The sequence below is a fragment of the Halorubrum sp. ASP1 genome (genome assembly GCF_005435135.1).
Classification (GTDB): Archaea; Halobacteriota; Halobacteria; order Halobacteriales; family Haloferacaceae; genus Halorubrum; species Halorubrum tropicale.
This window is the reverse complement of record NZ_SGUA01000020.1, coordinates 1-21,553: the sequence shown is the minus strand read 5'-3', so window position 1 is coordinate 21,553 and position 21,553 is coordinate 1. Positions and strand designations below refer to the sequence as shown.

The following is a 21,553-nucleotide window of genomic DNA, read 5'->3' as shown; positions in this document are numbered from 1 at the left end:
CGCGCGGCGGCGGCGGTGGATCGGAACCGGGGGCGCGGGGCGACGCGGCCGACAGGATTGAAACGGCGGCGCCCGAATGCGGGGTATGCACTTCGATCCTCGGGTCCAGCGCGCCCTCCGGGAGGCCGGGCTGGACGCGGACGCCGTCGCGGACGCCTCGGACCGCGTCGCCGAACTCGTCGCGCGGGACGCCGACCGCCTCCGGTCGTTCTTCGGCGCGGAGGGCCCCTACCACTCGGACATGGAGATGGCCCACAGCGCGGACGCGATCCAGGAGCACCCGACCGCCGAGGTCGACCTGTTCACTCACGGGAGCGACCTCCGCGGCTACCTCTCGCTCGACGGCTGGGGCGTCCCGGTCGAGGGCGGGCGGATCCTCCGGGAGGACGACGGCGGCGAGCCGGTCGTCGTCGAGCTCTCGCTCGGCGACACGGTGAACGACCGGGTGCGGTTCGCGCGCGAGCGCGGAGAGCTGTGACGATGGCACGGGCCCGCGTGCGCGGCATCTACGCGACGGCGCTCACCGCGCGCCTGCTCGACGCCGGTCACGAGGTGGTCGACGCCTCGCCGCCGATCCGCCGGCGGTTCGACGCCCCGTTCGGGACCGACCCGCCGGACGTCCGGGTCGAGACGAGCGACGACCGGCAGGGCGTCGGCGCGCACGGCGACCCGGACGCGCTCGATGCGGTCCGCGACCTCTTGGTCGACGCCGGCCGCGACGCGCTCGCGTGGGCGGACCCGACGCCGCCCGGCGCGGTCCTCGACGGCGAGGTGACGGAAACGCTCGGCGGCGGCGCCGTCGTCGACCTCCGGGTCGGCGGCGAGGGCGGGGAGGCCGCCAGCGCGCCCGCTACCGCCGCCGAGGGGTACCTCCCGTACGGCGCGGTCGACGCCCGGGTGGAGACGGGGGACGCGGTCCGCGTCCAGGTGCGCGAGTCCGCGGCGCCGTGGACCGACCGGCGCCCGGAGCTCGCCGGGGAGCTGCGGGTCGGCGGCGACCTCGTCGCGCTCGAACCGGGCTCCGGGACGCGGGTCGACGTCCGGGACGACGAGGCCGCCCGCGAGCTGTCGGGGATGCTCGACCTGCTCGACCTCGACCCGCCGGACGGGTGGCGCGCGGTGTGGCGACCCCCCGCGGTCGACGCCGACACCGAGGCGCTGAGCGCGGGCCTCGACGCGGCGGTCGACGCCGCCGAGGATCTGCGCGACGCGGCCGCGTCGGCAGACGGGACGGGGTCCGGGGTCGGCGTCCTCGACGACCGGGGGCGGCTCCGCGACGCGCCGGTCGCCGCGCCGGACGCCGGCGTCTGGGTCTGGTTCGGCCGCGAGAGTCGGTTCGGGCTCGACGACGCGCGCCGGGGCGCGACCGCGACGATGCCGGGCCACCACCGCGTGAAGGCGGGCTCGGCGGACGCCTCGGCCGGCGTCGACCTCGCGGAGGCGCTCTGTGACCCCGACCCCGACGCCGAGTTCCCGTTCGCGGTCGTGAGCGACGCGTTCGGGCCCCGGGAGGGCGACGCGCTCCGGATCGACCACGGCAAGCCCGACGGGCGGCTGATCACCCTCGGCGAGGCGACCGTCACGGGGGTCGACCCCGACGGGACCGTCACCGTCGAGCGGGAGATGAGCGGCGGCGGCACCTACGACGGGCTCGGGGTCGACCGCGTGGCCGGCGACGTCGCCGAGACGAGCCTGAAGGAGGGGCGCTGGTGGTACCCGACGACGTATCGCGGCCGCGACGGGAGCGTCCGCGGGACGTACGTCAACGTCTGTACGCCCGTCGAGGTGTTCCCCGACGCGGCCCGCTACGTCGACCTCCACGTCGACGTGGTGAAGCGGCCGGACGGGACGGTCGAGCGCGTCGACGACGACGAACTCGACGAGTCGGTCGCCGCGGGGCGCACGCCGGAGCCGCTGGCCGAGAAGGCGCGGCGCGTCGCGTCGGCGCTGGAGAACGCGCTGTAGCGACCGATCCGCGGACGGCACGGCGATCGACGGGGGCGTCGACTCGGTCGTTTCGAAATCCAATCACTTCGATTGGTTACAATAGCATTATTATTCATCGTATACACGGTGTTGACGGAATGCGTGAGAAACGATCACAGCAAACGTCGAGCGGGACGACGCGCCGCGGCTTCCTCGGGAGCGTGGGGGCGCTTGTGGCGGCGGCCGCCTACTCGCGGGACGTGTCGGCCGACGACGCCGCGCCGGTGGCCAACGACGCCGACGACCCGGTTCAGACGATCGAATCGCCGGACGGGTCGATCGCGGTGACGGTCGACGTCTCGGACGGCGTCCCGACCTACGAGGTCGCGCGGAACGGAACGACCTACGTCGGCCCGTCGCGGCTCGGGTTCGACTTCCGGAACCAGTCGGCGTTCGGCGCGAGCGCCGAGGGGGCGGACGGGGCGGTCGCGGTCACCGGGACGATCCGGGCGGTCTCGACCGAGGAGTGGGAGCCGGTGTGGGGCGCCTACGACGAGGTCGAGGCCGAGTACAACGCCCTCAGCGTCGGGCTCGCGGACGCGGCCGCCGACGGCTCCCCCGCCGAGGACGGCCGCACCGCCACCCTCCAGGTCCGCGTGTTCGACGACGGGATCGGGTTCCGGACGGTGCTGCGCGAGGAGTTCGCGAGCAACTCGGAGAAGGCGGTGATCGACGCGGAGAACACCGGAGTCGACTTCGCGGACGACTACGACGCCTGGTGGATCGCGAACGCGGTGACGAACCCCCGGTTCGAGCAGGAGTACGCCGAGACGCCGCTGTCTGAGATCCCGGGCGGGGTCGAGAACCGGCGACCGAACGGCACGCCGATGCGAGAGGGCGCGCACACCCCGCTCACGGTGGACGCGGGCGACGCGTACCTCAGCGTCCACGAGGCGAACCTCGACGACTACGCGGCCGCGACGCTCGCGCCCCGGAGCGACGGCGGCGGGACGGCGTTCGCGACCGAGCTCACCCCGCTGCCCGACGGGTCGCGGGCCTCGCTCGATCTGCCGGCGGCGACGCCGTGGCGGACGATCCAAGTCGTCGACCGGCCGGGCGAGCTGATCGAGTCGCAGCTCGTCCCGCTGCTCGCGGACTCGCTCGACGAGTCGGCGCTGCCGACCGCCGGGGGCGCGCCCGACACCGACTGGATCGAGCCTCGCAAGTACGTCGGCATCTGGTGGACGATGATCGCCGGGCAGGCGAACTGGGAGTACAAGACGGACGACGAGGTCGCGAACGACGGCGGGAACCCGGCCGCGTACGTCCACGGCGCGCGCACCGAGCGGATGAAGCGGTACATGCGCTTCGCCAGCGAGAACGGCATCGACAGCGTGCTCGTCGAGGGGTGGAACCAGGGCTGGGACACCTACCCCGGCGACGGCACCGGGTTCGGCTTCGGCGTCGACGACTCCTATCCCGACTTCGACGTGCCGGAGGTGACCGGCTACGGCGCGGACCTCCCCGACCTGGTCGAGATGACGATTCACAACGAGACGGCGGGGAACATTCCGCAGTACGAGGCCGCGATCCTCGACGAGGACGTGTTCGCGGGCTACGAGGCCGAGGGGATCAACTCGATCAAGAACGGGTACGTCTCCGACCCCGGGCTCGGCATCGACGGGGACGGCGCCGACCCGACCCACAACCAGCACAACCAGCTCGCGGTGAACCACCACCGGCTCGTGATCCGCGAGGCGGCCGCGAACCGCCAGCTGTTAGAGATCCACGAGGGGATCAAGCCGACCGGCGAGATCCGCACCTACCCGAACGTGGCGAACCGCGAGGTCGTGAAGGCCCAGGAGTACGACGGGTTCGGCCAGCTCGGCTCGAACGTCGGCCGCGACCACCACGTCACGCTCCCGTTCACGCGGAACCTCGCCGGCCCGGTGAGCTACCAGCCGGGCATCTTCGACATCACGTTCGGCGACGACCGCGGCGACCAGATCCAGACGACGCGGGCGAAGCAGCTCGCGATGTACCCGACGTACCTCAGCGGGCTCCAGATGGCCGCCGACCGGATCGAGGGGTACGTCGACGAGACGTTCGGGGTCGGGGAGGCGCTTCAGGCCGCCGCCGGCGACCTCGACGGCCTCGTCACCGACGACTCCTGGCGGGACGCGTTCGGCACCAACTTCGTCGCCGTCGACCCCAACCGCGCGCCCAGCGGGTCGTCGGTCTCGTTCGCGGTCGAGGACGTGCCGAGCGCCGGGACGTACGACCTCCACCTGCGCTACGCGAGCGACGCCGAGGAGAACGCGGGCCGCGTGATCGACGCCGGCACGCCGCGCGCGACGCTGCGCGTCAACGACGCGCGGGAGACCATCGAGCCCGACTTCACCGACTACTGGGACGACTGGCAGGTGTTCACGACCGAGGTCGAGCTCGACGCGGGCGACAACGAGGTCGCGATCGAGCTCGACTACGAGAGCGGCGACGACGGCTTCAGCGGCGACGTGGGCGGGTTCAACCTCAACGCCGTCGCCGTCACCGAGTCCGGCGAGCCGTCGCCGGTCCCGGCCGAGTACGAGGGGTACGTCCCCGAGAACGAGAACTTCGAGGCCGAGCCCGAGTTCGGCTTCATCGAGTCCGTCCCGGCCGCCGGCTGGGACGAGACGCGCGTCGTCGGCTCCGCGATCGGCGACTACCTCGCGATCGCCCGGCGGCGCGGCGACGAGTGGTACGTCGGCGCCATGACCGACGGCGACGGCCGCGCGGTCGACGTGCCGCTCGACTTCCTCGCGCCGGGGAACTCCGGCGACGCCCCCGGCAACGCCGGCGACGCGCCGGGGCGCGGCAAGGGGAAGGGCAAGCGCAACGGCAAGGGGAAAGGCAATGGCCGCGGCAAGGAGAATGGCAAGCGAAACGGAAACGGCCGCGGGAAGGGCCGGAACGGCCCGAAGTACGTCGCGGAGATATACTCCGACGCGGTCGGGACCGGCGTCGATCGCGACCCGACCGAGGTCCGCATCGACGAGGCGGTCGTCACGCCCGACGCGACCCTGCTCGCGTCGCTCGCGCCGAGCGGCGGGACGGCGGTGAAACTGCGCCCGGCGCGGGGCCGCGAGGTCAAGCGGCTCCCCGAGTACGAGCGGCCGGAGCAGACGTTTTCGGTGTCGATCGCCGACGAGGCCGACCTCGGCGAATCGTTCGTCACCGCGACGGGGTCGAACGACGCCGCCTTCGTGGGCGGAACGACCGTCGAGGTCACCGTCGACGGGGATGTCGCCGCGCTCGACAACGTCCGACTGCCTCCGAATTCGACTGACGCGACGGTGGACCTCGGATTCAGCATATCTCGGATCGGGACGTTCGACGTCGCCGTCCGGGAGGCCGACGGCGGCACCGAGTTGGCGTCGGAGACCGTCACGGTCGCGCCCGGCGACCTCGTCGCCGAGTTCACCGACCCGCAGGGCGACGACGACGGCCCCGGCGAGTACGTCTACCCGACCGACGGCGCGTTCCAGGACGGCGCGTTCGACCTGCGCTCGTTCCGGGTCCTGGAGACCGACGAGGAGTACCGGTTCGCCTTCGAGGTGGAGAACCTGTACGACACGTTCGGCGGGACGTTCTCGCCGCATTACTTCGTCGTGTACCTGCGCGATCCGTCGGCCGAGGGCGGACGGACGACGGAGCTCGGGGGGCTCGGGATCACCGCCGAGTTCGCCGAGCCGTGGCAGTACCGGGTCGACGCGAGCGGCTTCAGCGCCGGGATCGTCGACGCGGAAGGGAACGGGCTCGGCTCGCCGACCACGTTCGCCAGCTTCGGCGCGAACGTGGCGATCGTCTCGATTCCGAAGGCGGCCCTCGGCGGAGTAGACATCTCCGACTGGGAAGTCCTCCCGGTCGTCGGCTCGGAGGACTTCGGTTCGTTCCGCGACGTCCAGGAGGACGCCGGCGGGTTCGTCTTCGGCGGCGCGAAGCAGGGCGCGGCGGGCAACGCGCCCCGCGTGATCGACATGATCACGCCGGAGGGCGTCTCGCAGTCCGACGCGCTCGCCTACGACGCCGACACGCTCGCGTCGCTGCCGTTCACGCCGCTGTAGGGGAGAAGAGAGAGGCGACGGGAGCGCCCGTCGCGTTCAGAAGTGGTTCGCGGACTCGGTCTCGTGTTTGAGTTCGCCGCCGCGGCCGCCCTCGACGGTGGACGCGCCGTTGTCGCCGGAGGAGGCGGTCCGGACGGTCACGTCGTCGACCTCCTCGAAGTCCATGATGAGGTCGCGACGGATGTTGTCGGCGGTGATGTTCGAGATGCCGCACCCGGAGCAGGTGCCGCCGAGCTCGACGACGACCTCGCCGGTCTCGGGGTCCGCCTCGCGCACGACGCTCGTGCCGCCGTGCATCTGGATGATCGGCATCTGTCCGACCATCCACTGCTCTACCCGGTCCGCGAGGCTCTCGTCGCTCTCGTCGCTCATTACTCCTCGTACATCGCCGACGGTATGGAAAGTTGCGGTTTAGGAGCCGGCGGCCGCGCCGAAAGGAACTGTGTCATCGTCGATGAGACGGAACGGCGCCGAGAGGGACCGCGACGGGGCGCGTCCGCGTCGGCCGCTATCGCTCCGGGTCGTCGCCCGGGTCCGCCGACTCCCCGGACTGGCTGGGGAGTTGGGTGGGGTCGGCGGCGGCGTCGCCGTTCATCGAGTCGTCGCGTTCGAGCAGGTAGAGGAGCGGGCCGAGCACGGTCAACACGAGGACGCCGGGGAGCGGGGCGTCGGGCACGAGGACGAACGTGACGAGGCTCGCGCCGCCGGTGAGGACGACGAGCGCGGCCCAGGTCGCCGGCGAGCCGAGGTCGACACCGACGCGGGCGGCGTCGCGGTAGACGGCCGCGGCGATCAGCGCGACGGCGACGGCCCCGCCGCCGCCGACGAGCGCCGTGGTGACGGTCATGCGATCGGTTGGAGCGAGACGCGAAAAAGGGTGTCGCGAGCGGACGCGGTGAGAGGAGACGGAAGAGAGAGTGCGAGCGCGGTGCTACGGCGCCTCGCCCGTCTCGATGCTGAAGGAGTCGCGGGGGTAAGCGACGCAGGTGAGCGTGTAGCCGTCGTCGATCTCGGCCGCTTCGAGCATCTGCTGGTTGTCGTGCTCGACGAAGTCCTCGGAGGGGCCGTCGGCGATCCGGCCGGCACAGGAGACGCACTGCCCCTGCCGGCAGGCGTACGGGAGGTCCCAGCCCTCGTCTTCGCCCTGGTCGAGGATGGGCTTGTCGTTGGAGAGTTCGACCGTCTCCCCCTGCTTGACGAACTCGACCTCGAAGTACTCCACCTCGTCTTCGGGGATGTCGCCGGGGCCGGAGCTGACGGTGTCGCCCTCTTCGAGCTCGCCCTCCTCGCCCTCGGCGCCGCCGGCCGGGATGGCTCCGCCGCCGCCACCGCCGCCGACGGCGCGGTTACCCGGCTCCGGGAACTCCGTCTCGGGGACCGCGGACGCGCGGTGTTCGAGGACTTCTTCCGAGATGTCGGTCGTGGGTTCCCACCCCGTCCCCTTCACCGAGGTGACGAGGACCACGAGCAGCGTCGCGACCGCCGCGAGCACGATCGCTGGGGGGTTCACGATCGCCACGAGCACGATCGCCAGTGGGTTGAGCATACGAAGGGATATGGAGAGGTGGTTTAAGGCCGTTTTGATCGGTCCAACGAGTCGAGACCGGCCTCAGGGGCGACAGCGCGAAGCGATCGCCGACCGCCACGGCGGGGAGCGGTCCATTTATCGGCCGAGCGGTCGACGGGACGCGCATGGAAGTGAAATCCCGGCACCACCTCCGAAGCGACGAGATCACGGCGATCCGCGAGGCGGTCGCCGACCACCTCGGGGTCGACATCGAGGGGGACACCTTCGAGTTCGTGGAGTTCGTCGACGCCGGCTACGAACTCGTCTTGGTGGACGGCGACCCCGCCGTCTTCTACGTCGACGACGACGAGCCGTTCCTCACCGTTCGGGGCGCGAACGACTTCGACCCGGAGACCGGCGTCGTCACCGTCGACGCCGGCGCGATCTCCTTCGTCTCCGACGGCGCCGACGTGATGCGCCCGGGCATCGTCGAGGCCGACGAGACGATCCGGGAGGGAGACCTGGTCGTGATCGCCGAGGAGACCCACGGGAAGGTGCTGGCCGTAGGCCGCGCGCTGGCCGACGGCGACGACATGGTCGGCGACAGCGGGAAGGTGGTCCGGTCGATCCACCACGTCGGCGACGACCTCTACGAGTTCTCGGTCTGACCGGCCCGCCCCGCGGGCGGTCGGAGCGTCAGTCGACCGGACAGCGGTCGATCCCGAGCGCCCGGTACAGCAGACACCGGCGGGTGGCACCTTCGACGACCAAGACGACGCCGATCACCCCGAGGCCGACCGCGGAGAAGACCGGGACGCTGACCGCCCCGACGGCGACGGCGACCGCGAGGACCGCGACGGCGACCCCCGCGACGACCCGGACGAGGGCGTCGATCCGACCGACGTTGCGTTCCATACCCGTCCACCGGGCCTCGGCGGCGATAAATGCCCTGTGCTGGTGGGGGCGCCCGCCGGGCGGGACGCTCCCCGCCTTTTAATCGCCCCGCCCGCGAGACCCGAGGTAATGACCGCGATCCGGGTGTTAAGCTACAACGTCCGCTACGCCAACCGGGGCGACCACCACGACGCCTGGCACGACCGCCGGGACGCGGTGGGGCGGCTCGTTCGGTTTCACCGGCCCGACGTCGCCGCCTTCCAGGAGCCGCTGCCCGAGCAGCGGCGCGACCTGCGCGAGCGGCTCCCGGAGTACGAGTTCGTCGGCCGCGGGCGCGAGGCGGACGGCGAGGGCGAGGGGTGCCCCGTCGCGGTGCGGAGCGACCGCTGGGAGGTCGTCGACGACGGGACGTTCTGGCTCTCCGAGACCCCCGACGAGCCGTCGACCGGGTGGGGCGCCTCGCACCCGCGGATCGCGACGTGGGCCCGGGTGCGCGCCGTCGGCGGAGACGCGGCGCTCCGCGTCGTCAACACGCACTTCGACCACGTGAGCGCCCGCGCGCGGCGCGAGTCTGCGCGCCTGCTCCGCGAGCGGCTACCGACGGTAGCGACGGCGGACGAGGGCGGGGCCGACGCGAGGGCGCCGCTCCTCCTCGTCGGCGACCTCAACTGCACGCCGGGCTCCGACCCGCACGGGATCCTCCTCGATGACGAGTCCGGCGTTGAAGACGGCGCTCCGTCGGGCGACGCCCCCTCGCTCCGGGACGCCGCGGCCGAGGCGGACCTCCGACACGGGCCGGAGACGAGCCTCACCGACTTCGCGCGCCTCATCGACGGCCGTCGGATCGACCACGCGCTCGTCTCGCCCGCGGTGTCGGTCGAGGCGTTCGCGACCCTCGCGGACCGGGACGACCGCGGCCGGTACCCCTCCGACCACCTGCCGATCCTCGCGCGGCTGTCGGTGTAGCGAGGGCCCGCTACTCGTCGGCCGCGTCGTCGGCCGCGCCCCCGTCGTCGTCGCTCTCGTCGTCCGCCGCTTCCTCCTCGGCGTACTTCTCTAAGATGGTCTCGTAGCCGCGCTTGGCGGTCTCGTACGTCTCGCGGAGGTCCGCGACCGGCGTCTCGCTCGCGTCGACCCGGAGGTCGTTGTAGTAGGGATCGTCGGCCTCCTCCTCGGTGTTCCGCACGAGCAGCGCCGCGGACTGAACCTCGAGGTCCTCGCGCTTGTCGCCGCCGGCGGCGTGGCCCGCCGCGAGGGCGTCGATCAGGCGCTCGGCGAGCGGCGCGTCGCCGTGCGCGTCGGACTCGTAGGCGGCCGCGGTGTCCGCGATCACGTCCTCGCCCGTCAGGAGGTTGCCCGCGACGGTGTAGTTCTCGCCCTCGCGGTGGCCGTACCAGTCGTTACACTCGTCGCCGGAGAACGCGAACGTCCCGTCGGCGTCGACGCCGTGGAGCTGGCGCTGGGCGCTCCCCTCGTCGGCGTTCAGGAGCGCCTGGAGGGCGTCGTCGACGGCGAGCCCGTCCCCGAGGTACTCGACCCCCTTCCGCCCCAGTTCGACGTTGACGAGCGACTGGGTCGCCACCGCGCCGTCGGACGACGCGAAGGGGCACAGCGTGCCGACGCCCGGCAGCCGAGTGGTCACCGCCACGCCGAACCGGATCTGGTCGTCGCCGCCCTCGTCGGTGTACCGCTCGCGAGCGCAGATGCTGAACGTCACACCGGGTCTGCGGCGGCGACTCGCAAAAGGGTGCCCTCCGGGGCCGATGGTTCCGGTTCTCGGCCGGCGCTCGCGAGCGGCGACCGCGACTGCGACGCGCCCCGCCGCGTCCGGACCGCGCGCGAGGGCTTCGCGGGGGGTCGCGACGCGCCCCCGCCGTCGATCTCACGAGCCGCTGATAAGACCGACTGACGGACCGTCGGCGAACCGGCCGGATCCGACGAGGGCGAGGGCCCCGAACGGATCGCGGCGGGTGTCAACTGGCGACATACTTATCCGTGCCAATCCCTCCCACATATATAGCCTCGGATACGGGCGAGGCGTCCACCGGCACCGACGCGCACTCCGACGACGCGCCGCTCGCGGCTCGACGAGTTGCCGACACGCGCACGGAGAGCCGCTGCTCCGGCCGTCGCGTCGCACGCCGGCGACACCGCCTCGCGGTCCGAGCGAACGTGATACGATGGCAGACCGACACACGCTCGAACGGCTCAGCGAGGAGTACCGGACGGAGGTCCCCGACGACCTCAGAGCGGCGCGCTCGTTCGACTGGTACCTCGACGCGCTGTACGACGACCCCGAGATCGCACGGAACGCACACCAGCGCGTCGCGGACATGTTCGACCACTACGGGACGCACTACGACGAGGAACACGGCGTCGTCGAGTACGCGCTCGCCGCCGAGGACCCGCTCCACGACGGCGAGAACGTCTTCTACGGCCGCGAGGTCCACGAGGCGATCCACGAGTTCGTCAACAAGGTGAAGTCCGGCGCCCGCGGGCTCGGCCCCGAGAAGCGGATCAAACTCCTCTTGGGCCCGGTCGGCTCCGGCAAGTCGCACTTCGACTGGCTGGTGCGCCGCTACTTCGAGGCGTACACCCGCGAGGACGCCGGCCGGATGTACACCTTCCGCTGGGTCGACCTCTGTTCGGTGATCGACGACCAGGACCCGGACGACGACGTGGTCCGCTCGCCGATGAGCCAGGACCCGCTCGTCCTCCTCCCGAAGCCGCAGCGCCAGGCGGTGATCGACGACCTCAACGAGCGGCTCGACGCGCCCTACACGCTGCGGAACGAGCAGCACCCCGACCCGGCCTCGGAGTTCTACCTGAACGAGCTGCTCGCCCACTACGACGACGACCTCCAGCGCGTCCTCGACGAGCACGTCGAGGTCGTCCGGCTCGTCGCCGACGAGAACCGCCGGCAGTCCATCGAGACGTTCGAGCCGAAGGACAAGAAGAACCAGGACGAGACCGAGCTCACCGGCGACGTCAACTACGCGAAGCTCGCCGTCTACGGCGAGTCCGACCCGCGCGCGTTCGACTACGCCGGCGCGTTCTGTAACGCGAACCGCGGGCTCTTCTCCGGCGAGGAGCTGTTGAAGCTCCAGCGGGAGTTCCTCTACGACTTCCTCCACGCCTCGCAGGAGTCGACGATCAAGCCGAAGAACAACCCGCGGATCGACATCGACCAGGTGATCGTCGGTCGGACGAACATGCCGGAGTACCGCGAGAAGACCGGCGACGAGAAGATGGAGGCGTTCAACGACCGCACCAAGCGGATCGACTACCCGTACGTGTTAGAGTACGAGAGCGAGGCGAAGATCTACGAGAAGATGCTCGCCAACGCCGACGTGCCCAACGTCAACGTCGAGCCGCACGCCTTGGAGATGGCCGGGCTCTTCGGCGTGCTCACCCGCTTAGAGGAGCCGACCGACGAGACGGTGACTCTCGTCGAGAAGGCGAAGGCGTACAACGGCGAACTGGAAGACGAGGAGATCGACCGGCGGAAGCTCCGCGAGGACGCCGCCGAGTCCGCCGACATCGGCGAGGGGATGGACGGCATCTCCGCGCGGTTCGTCGGCGACGAGATCGCCGAGGCGATCATGGACGCCACCCACCGCGACCGCAGCCACCTCTCGCCGCTGTCCGTCTTCGACCACTTCGAGGCGAACCTCGGCGGCCACGGGTCGATCGCGGCCGAGGACCTCGACCGCTACGAGCGCCTGCTCGACCTGGTCCGCGAGGAGTACCGCGAGCGCGCCATCGAGGACGTGCGCCACGCGCTGGCGTACGACGTCGACGAGCTCCGCCGGCAGGGCGAGAAGTACATGGACCACGTGATGGCGTACATCGACGACGACACCGTCGACGACGAGCTGACGGGCCGGGAGACGGAGCCGGACGAGACGTTCCTGCGCGCCGTCGAAGAGCAGCTCGACGTCCCCTCCGACCGGAAGGACGACTTCCGGCAGGAGGTGTCGAACTGGGTGTCCCGACGCGCCCGCGAGGGCCGCGGGTTCGACCCGCAGGAGAACGACCGGCTCCGCCGGGCCCTCGAACGGAAGCTGTGGGAGGACAAGAAGCACAACATCAACTTCTCGGCGCTGGTGTCCGCGACCGACCTCGACGACGAGGACCGGAGCGCGTGGGTCGACGCCTTGGTCGACCGGGGCTACTCCGAGGACGGCGCCGCGGAGGTGCTGGAGTACGCGGGCGCGGCGGTCGCGCGCTCGGAGATGGCGGACGACGGGGACTGAAAATGAGCGACCGCACCAGATCCGGCGGCGAGCGGTTCCGGAGCGCGGCCGACGAGGCCCTCCGGGGAGCGTACGACCCGCCGATGGACCTCGCGTCCTACGTCGACCGCGTGTTGGAGCACCCGACCGCGGCCGCGTCCGGTGCGGGGTACGTCCTCGCGGCCGTCGAGTCGTACGGGACCCGCGAGGTCCGCGAGCGCGGCGAGACGCTCGACCGGTACCGGTTCTTCGACGACCCGGCGAACGACGGCGAACACGCCGTCCTCGGCAACACCCGCGCGCTCAACGGGTTCGTCGACGACCTGCGCGCGGCCGCGACCGGGCGGGGCAACGACGAGACGATAGTCTGGATCGACGGCCCCACCGCGACGGGGAAGTCGGAGTTCAAGCGGTGCCTGGTCAACGGGCTCCGCGCGTTCTCGAAGACGGACGCCGGCCGGCGGTACACCGTCGAGTGGAACGTCTCGGGCGCCGGCGGGGTCGGCGGCGGCGGCGCCGCGTCGCTCTCGTACGGCGACGGCGGCGACGCCGGGGAGTGGTACCGCAGCCCGGTCCAGTCGCACCCGCTGTCGGTGTTCCCCGAGACGGTCCGGGAGTCGATCGCCGACGCGGTCGACGACGACGCCTACCCCGTCGCGGCCGACGTGGAGCTCGACCCGTTCAGCCGCGAGGCGTACGACCACCTGGAGTCGGCCTACCGCGAGCGCGGGCGCCGTGACCTCTTCTCGGCGATCACCGACCGCGACCACCTCCGCGTGACCAGTTACGTGGTCGACGTGGGGCGCGGGATCGGCGTCCTCCACGCCGAGGACGACGGGACGGCGAAAGAGCGGCTCGTCGGTTCGTGGATGGGCGGCATGCTCCGCGAGCTCGACTCCCGCGGGCGGAAGAACCCGCAGGCGTTCAGCTACGACGGCGTCCTCTCGCAGGGGAACGGCGTCGCCACCGTCGTCGAGGACGCGAGCCAGCACGCCGACCTGCTCCGGCGGCTGCTCAACGTCCCCGACGAGCGGCGCGTGAAGCTCGACAAGGGGATCGGGATGGACTTGGACACCCAGCTCGTCGTCATCTCGAACCCCGACCTCGACGCGGAGCTGGACCGCCACGCCGAACGCGGCGACGCCGACCCGCTGAAGGCCCTGAAGCGCCGGCTCTCGAAACACGAGTTCCGGTACCTCACGAACCGCCGGCTGGAGGCGCGGCTGCTCCGCCGCGAGATCGCCGGGGCGACCGCGGTCGAGGAGGCGACCGGCGGCGCCGCCGACCCGTCCGGCGTCGGCCGCGGGGGCGCTCCCGACGAGGGGGCCCGGGACCCGGGGGCGGCGCCGCTGTCGATCGAGGTCCGGGAGGCCGACGGGAGGGCGGTCGAGCGCGAGGTCGCGCCGCACGCGATCGGGGCCGCGGCGCTGTACGCGGTCGTCACGCGCCTCGACGGCGACGACCTCCCCGGCGACCTCGACCTGATCGAGACCGCGACGCTGTACGAGACCGGCGAGGTCCGGCGCGGCGACGACGCGGTGACCGTCGACGACGTCGACCTCGCCGCGGGCGACGGCCGGAACGGGATCCCGGTCACCTACGCCCGCGACGCGGTCGCCGACCTGCTCGCGACGACCGCCGACCGGAGCCACCCCGACCTGCCGGTCGAGCGCGTCGTCACCCCGACGGACGTGCTCGACGCGATGGCGGACGGGCTCGCCGACGCCCCCGTCTTCTCGCGGGCCGAGGCCGCGGAGTTCGAGGGGCGCCGCGGGCCGGTCGCGGCGCGGATCCGCGAGCGGCAGCGCGAGGACGTGATCGACGCGATGCTCGCCGAGGAGACCGTCCCGACCGAGACCGTTGCGGAGTACGTCGAGCACGTGTACGCGTGGGACGAGGCGGACCCGACGGCGCGCGACCGCGAGGACGCGGCGCCGGACCCGCTCGCGATGAAGGTGTTCGAGACGGAGACGCTCGGGCGGTTCGACGAGGGCGAGTACCGCGGGACCGAGCCCGGCCGCGACGTCGAGCGCTTCCGGCGCGAGCGGGTGATCCGCGGACTCACGCGGTACGCGTGGCGCAACCGCGGCGAGGAGTTCAGCGTCGACGAGGTCGACCTCGGGGAGGTGCCCGAGCTGAAGGCGGTGATCGACGCGAACGACCTCGCGGACGTGAAGCGGCGGTTCCCGGACCTCGACCCCGCGGCGTGGCCCGACCCGCCCGCCGACACCGAGACCGAGCGGGTGAAGGCCGAGACGATCGACCGCCTGTGCGAGCGCGGGTACAGCCGCGCGTCCGCGGAGCTGGCGAGCCGCGCCGTGATGGCGGACGTGCGCGACGAGTGGCCCGACGTCGACGGCGGGGACGCCGACGGCGAGGCGCCGGACGGCGGCGCCGGCTCCAACGGGGGTGACGACCCGTGGGACTGACCGAGGACCGCGAGCGGTTCCGCGAGGTCGGCGAGACGCGCCGGGAGGACCTCGCGGAGTTCATCGGCCACGGCGACCTCGGCGGCTCCGACGCCGACCGGATCCGGATCCCGATCAAGGTGGTCGACCTCCCGTCGTTCGAGTACGACCAGCGCTCCGCCGGCGGGGTCGGGCAGGGCGGCGACGGCCAGCCGCAGCCCGGCCAGCCGGTCGACCCCGAGCCGGGCGACGGCGACGAGGAGGGCGACCCGGGGGAGGAGGGCGGCGACCACGAGTACTACGAGATGGACCCCGAGGAGTTCGCCCGCGAGCTGGACGAGGCGCTCGGGCTCGACCTCGAACCGAAGGGGAAGCGGGTGGTCGAGGAGGTGGAGGGCGACTTCACCGACACCGCGCGCTCCGGGCCGCGCGGCACCCTCGACGTCGACGAGTTCTTCAAGCGCGGGCTGAAGCGGCACCTCGCGACCGACTTCGACGGCGACTACGTCCGCGAGGGACTGTTCGTCGACGGCGCCGACGTGGACGACGTGTTCGCGTGGGCGCGCGGCGAGGGGATCCCCGTCTCCCGGGCGTGGATCGCCGACGCGGCCGCGACGCTCGCCGAGGAGCGGGGCGAGCCGGTCGCGGCGCTCGACCGCTGGGAGAGCTTCGACGCGCTCGACGAGGCGGTCGACCGCGAGCCGGTCACCCAGCGGATCCGGCGCGAGGGGCTCGACAGCGTCCCGTTCCGCCGAGAGGACGAGCGGTTCCGTCACCCGGAGGTGATCGAGAAGCGCGAGCGCAACGTCGTCGTGGTCAACGTCCGCGACGCGTCCGGCTCGATGCGCGAGACGAAACGCGAGCTCGTCGAGCGGGTGTTCACCCCGATGGACTGGTACCTGACCGGGAAGTACGACGCCGCGGAGTTCCGCTACGTCGTCCACGACGCGGAGGCCTGGGAGGTCGACCGCGAGGAGTTCTTCGGGATCCAGTCCGGCGGCGGCACCCGCATCTCCAGCGCGTACGACCTCGTCGAGGAGCTCCTCGAAGAGTACCCGTACAGCGAGTGGAACCGGTACGTGTTCGCCGCGGGCGACTCGGAGAACGCCGGCAGCGACACGGCGGAGAACGTGATCCCGGCGATGGAGTCGATCGACGCCAACCTCCAGGCGTACGTCGAGACCCAGCCCGGCGACGGCGCCGCGAACGCCCGCCACGCCGACGAGGTCGAGGCCGCGTTCGCCGACGCCGACGACGTGGCCGTCGCGCGCGTCTCGGAGCCGGACGACGTGACGGACGCCATCTACGAGATCCTCAGCACCGAGTCGTCGAGCGACGGCGGCGCGGGCCGCGGCGGGCCCGCCGCCCGCGGGCGGACCGACGGGGGTGACCGGCGATGAGGGACGACCGCGTCGAGGCGAAACGCGAGGCCGCGGCCCTCGACGAGCCCGCCCGGGAGGCCCGCGAGCTGGCGGAGCGGCTCGGCTTGAAGCCGTACCCGGTTCGGTACTGGATCGTCGACCACGGTCAGATGAACGAGCTGATCGCTTACGGCGGGTTCCAGCGGCGCTACCCGCACTGGCGGTGGGGGATGAACTACGAGCGCCAGCGGAAGAAGGACCGCCACGGCTTGGGGAAGGCGTTCGAGATCGTCAACAACGACGACCCGGCGCACGCCTTCCTCCAGGAGTCGAACTCGGCGGCCGACCAGAAGGCCGTCATCACCCACGTCGAGGCGCACGCCGACTTCTTCGCGAACAACGAGTGGTTCGGGCTCTACGCCGACCGCGGCGACGACGGCCCGAACGCGGCGGCGCGGCTGGAGCGCAACGCGGACCGGATCGCGGCGATCGCGAGGCGGACGGACGTCGACCGCGACGCGGTCGAGCGGCTGATCGACGCCGTGAGCGCCCTGGAAGACACGATCGACCAGCACAGCCCGGTCGACGCCGCCCGCTCCGTGGCGGACCCGGGGATCGCCGCGGACGTGAGCGACGGCGACGAGGACCCGCTCGCGGCGATCGAGGCGCGGATCGACGACCTCGACCTCTCCGAGGAGGTGCGGCGCGACGTGTTCGACGACGAGTGGCTCGAAGCGCGCGGGGAGGGAGTCGAGCCGGAGGCGCCGCGCCCGGACGTGCTCGCGTTCCTGCGCGACCACGGCAAGCGGTACGACCCCGAGAGCGGGAAGGCGGTCGACCGGGAGCCGTGGGAGACGACCGTTATCGACGCGATCCGCGAGGAGGCGTACTACTTCGCCGGACAGAAGCAGACGAAGGTGATGAACGAGGGGTGGGCGACGTACTGGGAGTCGGTGATGATGGGCGGCGAGGGGTTCGCCGGGCCCGACGAGTTCCTGACGTACGCCGACCACATGGCCCGCGTGCTCGGCTCGCCCGGCCTCAACCCCTACAAGCTCGGGTTCGAGCTGTGGACGCACGTCGAGTTGCGGGCCGCGCGTCGCGAGGTGCTCGACAAGCTGCTCCGCGTCGAGGGCGTGACCCCGGAGAACTTCCACTCCCGGATCGACCTCGACGAGGTCGCCGACCTGCTCGAACCCCACCCGGCGATCGCGGGCGCCGGCCCGGCGACGCTGGACGAGTTGGCCGAGATGGCCGCCGACGGCGACCCGCGAGTCGACGGCGAAGCGGTGGACCGGGCGCTGTCCGCCGGCGACGGGCCCGAGGGGATCGACGTCGAGCGGTACCCGTGGAAGCTGCTCACGCGCGAGGGGCTCGCGGAGCGTCACTACGTCCTCTCGCGGCCGGAACACCGGGGCGCGCTCCGCGACGTCTCCCGAGAGGTGCTCGAAGAGCAGGCCCGGTACCTGTTCGACGTCGACCGGTACGAGACGGTGGCCGCCGCGATCGACGACGTCGACCGCGGGGCGGGCTGGGAGCGCATGTTCGAGGTGCGCGAGAGCCACAACGACGTGACGTTCATCGACGCGTTCCTCACCGACGAGTTCGTCCGCGAGGGGAACTACTTCACCTACGAGTACAGCCGGGCCGCCGGGGAGCACCGCGTCGCCAGCGTCGACGCCGACGACGTGCGCAAGAAGCTGCTCCTCCGGTTCACCAACTTCGGGAAGCCGACGATCGTCGTGTTGGACGGGAACTTCCGGAACCGGGGCGAACTGCTCTTGGGGCACCGGTACAACGGCGTCGCGCTCGACGAGGAGCGCGCGAGGGCGACGCTGAAGCGCGTCTTCGAGCTGTGGGGGCGCCCGGTGAACCTCGCGACGATCCGCGTCGAGTACGACGACGGCGAGGTCCGACGCGCCAAGCGGCGCGGCGAGGAGCCCGAGGGCACCGAGGTCGGCGTCCGCTTCCAGTACGACGGCGGCGAGGTGACCGAACACGACCTCGACGACGCGATCGAGGCGCGGATCGCCGCCGACGAGGCGGACTACGACACGAAGCCCGACGACTGGCTGGCGTGAGCGGGAGAGCCGCCGCGAGCCCCCGCGGATCGGGACCTGTCGGCGGGCCGTTCGCGGCGGCGCTGCCGGCGCTGCGGCCGTCGGTCGCGACGTTTCGTGACGAACGAGGGCGAGCTACGCCAGCGACGCGACCAGCTCCGACACCGCCGCGACCTCGTCGTCGTTGATCCCGTGGCCCATCCCCTCGTAGATCCGCTCGTCGACGTCGGCGCCGAGCGCCTCCAGCACGTCGGTCGTCTCGTGGACCCGCTCCTCGGGGATGTGCGGGTCGACGTCGCTACACCCGACGAACGTCGGGGTGCCGGCGAGGGGGTCGTCGCCCGCCGCGAGGTAGCCGTCGACCGCGACCGTCTCGCCGATCAGCCCGCCGCTGAAGACGGCGAGCCCGCCGTAGCGGGTCGGGTTGCGGGCGACGAACTCGCTCGCGAGGCAGGCGCCCTGCGAGAAGCCGCCGACGAGGACGCGGTCGCGGGCGATCCCGGCGTCGACCGCGCGGTCGACCGCGGCGCCGACCGCTCGCAGCCCGGAGCTCCGCCCGGGCTCGTTGTCGGCGACCGGCGCGAGGAAGGAGTTCGGGTACCAGGTGTTGCCGGCGGCCGCGGGCGCGAGAATCGCCACCTCTCGGTCCCCCGCCAGCCGCTCGCCCAAGTCGACGACGCTGCGGGCGGTCGCGCCGCGGCCGTGGACGAGCACGAGCGCCGCGGCCGCGTCGTCGAGCGACGCGCCGGCCGTGACCAGCGGCTCGTCGCCGTGCGGGTCGTCGCCCGCGTGCGGACCCGGGTCGCGCCCGGTCATCTCAGACCCCCACGCCGGCGTCGGCGTCCGGTAGGTCATGCTTGTTCACCGGGAGGCCGAGCTCTTCCAGGGCCCCCTCCATGTGACGGTCCTGCGCGAAGTCGGCGTCGTCCTCCTCGCGGAGGCGCTGCGCGGTCGCGAACACCTCTCCCTTCCGGTCGGCCGGGATCTCGTACTTGTCGGCCGACAGCTCGACGACGAGCCCGTTGTTGTCCTGCGTGTAAATCGAGTGGAAGATGCCGCGGTCGAACACGTTGTACCCCTTGCCCGCCTCCTCAAGCGCCGCCATGATGTCCTCGTACTCGTCGGGTTCGACGCTGAAACACAGGTGGTGGACGGCGCCCGTGCTGACGCGCTGGCCGCGCGCGGACGCGCGCTCGTCGCTCACGAACACCGTGAGGATCCGCCCGTCGCCGGTGTCGAAGAACAGGTGCGTCTGCGAGGGGTCGTCGAGGTTCGGCTGCCGCAACACGAGCGGCATCCCGAGCAGGTCGCGGTAGAAGGCAAGGGTGTCCTCCTGGTTGCTCCCCCAGACCGTGATGTGGTCGGTGCCGCTGGTGTGGAACGGTGCGTCCGGGAGTTCCGGCGTGACGGCCGCCGGGTTCTCGTCGCTCATACCGATCGGAAGGCGGCCGAGCCGTATAAAAACGAAAGGGACGGGACGGTGACCGGCTGACACCGGTGTTATCCGTCGACCGCCGCGGCGTCAGTCGGCGGACGCACACCCGGCGGGGCGGGACCGTCGACCGCGGCGGCCCGCCGTCACCGCCGCCAGACGGGCGGCGCGACGCCGAGCGCCCGGACCGCGACGGGATACGCGACGGCGATGACGAAGACGATCACCAGCGACGCCGCGAGCCCGACCTCGCCGGCGAGGCGCTCGACGCCAGCCAGCGCGACGAACATGACGATGAACATCACCGCCCAGTGGGGCGCGAGCTGTCGTACCTTCTCCGCTGTCGAAGTCATAGGCCCCGTAGCGGTCCCGCCGAGTAGTGGTTGTCGGTGAAAATGCGGTCGGTAGAACGCGGCCGAAGAAAATCGCCCGTTCGGCGTCGATCAGTACCGCGACGGGATGAAGGCCATCCCGGCGAGCATGATCGACGAGAGCACGGAGAGAACGAGGACGCGCGTGAGACCGCTGTTGTACTGGTTGAACCGTTCTATCTCGGTGACCTGCGCCTGGTACGACTCGACGTCGGTCGTCATCCGAAGCGTCGAGGCGTCGGGGAAGTGCGCGGCGTAGTCGGTGTCGCCGATGGTCACCGTCGACTCCTGGGCGATCTCGACCGTCTCCGTCTCGGTGGTCTCCCACACGAGGACGGCGCCGCCGGCCGTCACCTCGTCGACCGTAACCGTCTGTCCGTCGTATTCGAGCGTGTCGCCCGACGGGTGCGTCCGCTCCTCGGGCGCGGGGAAGTACTCGTCGGCGGGCACGAGCGTCCGCTCGCCGCTCTCGTCGGTCACCGCGACGTACTCGCCGTCGTCGAGCGTGACCGTCTCGTTTTCGGCGTCGTCGTCGGCCTCAAGGATCGCCTGTCGGTTGAGCACCTCGACGAGCGTGAACTCTGTGGCGTTCTCTCCGCCGATCTCGACGCGCCACTCGCGGTCGTCGACCGAAACCGTCGACCCGTTCGCCCAGGTTTCGGAGGTCTGCGTCGTGAACTCGCGTTCGAGTGTCCCCGAGATGACCATCTGTCCCGCGTCGTTCTCGCTTTCCGAGATGTCGGCCACCACGTACGACTGGCCGCCGACCTCGATCGACTCGTTTTGCGAGGCGTCAATCTCCGGGTTCTCGAAGGCGATTTCGGGACTCTCAGCCGTCGCAGTCAGCGCGCCCGCCACGCCCGCGACACCGAGGAAGAGCGCGACGAACACGGCCACAGCGCGTCGTTGCATAGTTGACGCATGGGTCACCCGGTGTTTAACGGTTACTAAGCGGGGCAGTTTGCGGGCACGACGGAGGCGAAGAAACGGAAGCCAAGGGCCGGATTTGAACCGGCGTTGGGCGGCTCTGCAGGCCGCTGCGTCTGACCGGACTCTGCCACCTTGGCGCCGTCCGAACGTACCGCTGTTGAGCGTTTAAGTTTAGCGGTCGGCCACGGGCCTGCGGCTCGTTGGATATGAAGAAAGCCCACGGACGCGCTGTCCGTGGGCTGTGGTGGGAGTATTCCCGTATGAGTGGGCAGGCGGCGACTCGTGGTTCCCAGAGGATCGCTCACTCCAGTACTTCACGATAC

Annotated in this window: 18 protein-coding genes and 1 tRNA gene; 9 read left to right on the top strand and 10 right to left on the bottom strand. The window is 71.6% G+C overall.

What is annotated here, in order from left to right; all coding sequences use genetic code 11:
• The first annotated feature begins 85 nt into the window (after nucleotides 1-85).
• From EXE48_RS17340 to EXE48_RS17330, 3 genes are all read left to right on the top strand, one after another.
• On the top strand, nucleotides 86-478 hold the full coding sequence (locus tag EXE48_RS17340; protein WP_053770227.1) for a DUF7532 family protein: 393 nt from the start codon (nucleotides 86-88) through the stop codon (nucleotides 476-478).
• A 2-nt stretch (nucleotides 479-480) separates the two neighbouring features.
• Nucleotides 481-1,965 (top strand): ribonuclease FAU-1 family protein, encoded by a 1,485-nt coding sequence (locus EXE48_RS17335; RefSeq protein WP_053770228.1) that lies wholly within the window; start codon nucleotides 481-483, stop codon nucleotides 1,963-1,965.
• A gap of 182 nt (nucleotides 1,966-2,147) precedes the next feature.
• A complete protein-coding gene (locus tag EXE48_RS17330; protein ID WP_137712109.1) occupies nucleotides 2,148-6,032 on the top strand; it encodes a glucodextranase DOMON-like domain-containing protein in 3,885 nt (1,294 codons plus the stop codon).
• Nucleotides 6,033-6,068: 36 nt separating this feature from the next.
• Here EXE48_RS17330 and EXE48_RS17325 read toward each other — a convergent pair whose 3' ends face one another.
• The 3 genes from EXE48_RS17325 to EXE48_RS17315 all read right to left on the bottom strand — a co-directional run bounded on the left by EXE48_RS17325 (nucleotide 6,069) and on the right by EXE48_RS17315 (nucleotide 7,578).
• Nucleotides 6,069-6,404, bottom strand: coding sequence for a NifU family protein (locus EXE48_RS17325; RefSeq protein ID WP_053770229.1), 336 nt, complete (start codon nucleotides 6,402-6,404; stop codon nucleotides 6,069-6,071).
• A gap of 136 nt (nucleotides 6,405-6,540) precedes the next feature.
• On the bottom strand, nucleotides 6,541-6,879 hold the full coding sequence (locus EXE48_RS17320; RefSeq protein WP_121601027.1) for a hypothetical protein: 339 nt from the start codon (nucleotides 6,877-6,879) through the stop codon (nucleotides 6,541-6,543).
• Between the two features lie 84 nt (nucleotides 6,880-6,963).
• Complete coding sequence (locus tag EXE48_RS17315; RefSeq protein WP_137705470.1) at nucleotides 6,964-7,578, bottom strand: 2Fe-2S iron-sulfur cluster-binding protein; 615 nt, start codon at nucleotides 7,576-7,578, stop codon at nucleotides 6,964-6,966.
• A 146-nt stretch (nucleotides 7,579-7,724) separates the two neighbouring features.
• Here EXE48_RS17315 and EXE48_RS17310 point away from each other — a divergent pair, with 146 nt between their 5' ends.
• Complete coding sequence (locus EXE48_RS17310; RefSeq protein ID WP_053770232.1) at nucleotides 7,725-8,207, top strand: RNA-binding protein; 483 nt, start codon at nucleotides 7,725-7,727, stop codon at nucleotides 8,205-8,207.
• A 28-nt stretch (nucleotides 8,208-8,235) separates the two neighbouring features.
• Here the strand turns inward: EXE48_RS17310 and EXE48_RS17305 are convergent, their stop codons facing one another.
• Nucleotides 8,236-8,454 (bottom strand): YgaP-like transmembrane domain, encoded by a 219-nt coding sequence (locus EXE48_RS17305; protein ID WP_121601029.1) that lies wholly within the window; start codon nucleotides 8,452-8,454, stop codon nucleotides 8,236-8,238.
• Between the two features lie 108 nt (nucleotides 8,455-8,562).
• Here EXE48_RS17305 and EXE48_RS17300 point away from each other — a divergent pair, with 108 nt between their 5' ends.
• Entirely contained in the window at nucleotides 8,563-9,399 is an 837-nt protein-coding gene (locus EXE48_RS17300) for an endonuclease/exonuclease/phosphatase family protein (protein WP_137705469.1), read from the top strand.
• Nucleotides 9,400-9,409: 10 nt separating this feature from the next.
• On the opposite strand, the gene EXE48_RS17295 is transcribed toward EXE48_RS17300, so the two are convergent.
• The gene (locus tag EXE48_RS17295; RefSeq protein ID WP_053770235.1) at nucleotides 9,410-10,150 is read right to left on the bottom strand and encodes a DUF1028 domain-containing protein; all 741 of its coding nucleotides are present in this window, start codon (nucleotides 10,148-10,150) and stop codon (nucleotides 9,410-9,412) included.
• Between the two features lie 463 nt (nucleotides 10,151-10,613).
• Here EXE48_RS17295 and EXE48_RS17290 point away from each other — a divergent pair, with 463 nt between their 5' ends.
• From EXE48_RS17290 to EXE48_RS17275, 4 genes are read left to right on the top strand one after another with little or no spacing between them, the layout of a single operon-like run.
• Nucleotides 10,614-12,689, top strand: coding sequence for a PrkA family serine protein kinase (locus EXE48_RS17290; RefSeq protein ID WP_121601031.1), 2,076 nt, complete (start codon nucleotides 10,614-10,616; stop codon nucleotides 12,687-12,689).
• A gap of 2 nt (nucleotides 12,690-12,691) precedes the next feature.
• Nucleotides 12,692-15,097 (top strand): kinase anchor protein, encoded by a 2,406-nt coding sequence (locus EXE48_RS17285; protein ID WP_137712107.1) that lies wholly within the window; start codon nucleotides 12,692-12,694, stop codon nucleotides 15,095-15,097.
• Nucleotides 15,088-16,476, top strand: a complete 1,389-nt coding sequence (locus EXE48_RS17280) for a DUF444 family protein (protein WP_137712106.1) — start codon at nucleotides 15,088-15,090, stop codon at nucleotides 16,474-16,476. The genes EXE48_RS17285 and EXE48_RS17280 overlap by 10 nt, the downstream gene beginning before the upstream one ends.
• Entirely contained in the window at nucleotides 16,473-18,518 is a 2,046-nt protein-coding gene (locus EXE48_RS17275) for a SpoVR family protein (RefSeq protein WP_137712105.1), read from the top strand. The genes EXE48_RS17280 and EXE48_RS17275 overlap by 4 nt, the downstream gene beginning before the upstream one ends.
• Nucleotides 18,519-18,632: 114 nt before the next feature.
• On the opposite strand, the gene EXE48_RS17270 is transcribed toward EXE48_RS17275, so the two are convergent.
• From EXE48_RS17270 to EXE48_RS17250, 5 genes are all read right to left on the bottom strand, one after another.
• Nucleotides 18,633-19,313, bottom strand: a complete 681-nt coding sequence (locus EXE48_RS17270) for an alpha/beta hydrolase (RefSeq protein WP_137705465.1) — start codon at nucleotides 19,311-19,313, stop codon at nucleotides 18,633-18,635.
• A gap of 1 nt (nucleotide 19,314) precedes the next feature.
• A complete protein-coding gene (locus EXE48_RS17265) occupies nucleotides 19,315-19,929 on the bottom strand; it encodes a VOC family protein (protein WP_137712104.1) in 615 nt (204 codons plus the stop codon).
• A gap of 146 nt (nucleotides 19,930-20,075) precedes the next feature.
• Complete coding sequence (locus EXE48_RS17260) at nucleotides 20,076-20,282, bottom strand: hypothetical protein (RefSeq protein ID WP_053770242.1); 207 nt, start codon at nucleotides 20,280-20,282, stop codon at nucleotides 20,076-20,078.
• Between the two features lie 90 nt (nucleotides 20,283-20,372).
• The gene (locus EXE48_RS17255) at nucleotides 20,373-21,212 is read right to left on the bottom strand and encodes a DUF8231 family protein (protein ID WP_514111751.1); all 840 of its coding nucleotides are present in this window, start codon (nucleotides 21,210-21,212) and stop codon (nucleotides 20,373-20,375) included.
• A gap of 79 nt (nucleotides 21,213-21,291) precedes the next feature.
• Nucleotides 21,292-21,367 (bottom strand) — tRNA-Cys (locus EXE48_RS17250).
• Between the last annotated feature and the right edge of the window lie 186 nt (nucleotides 21,368-21,553).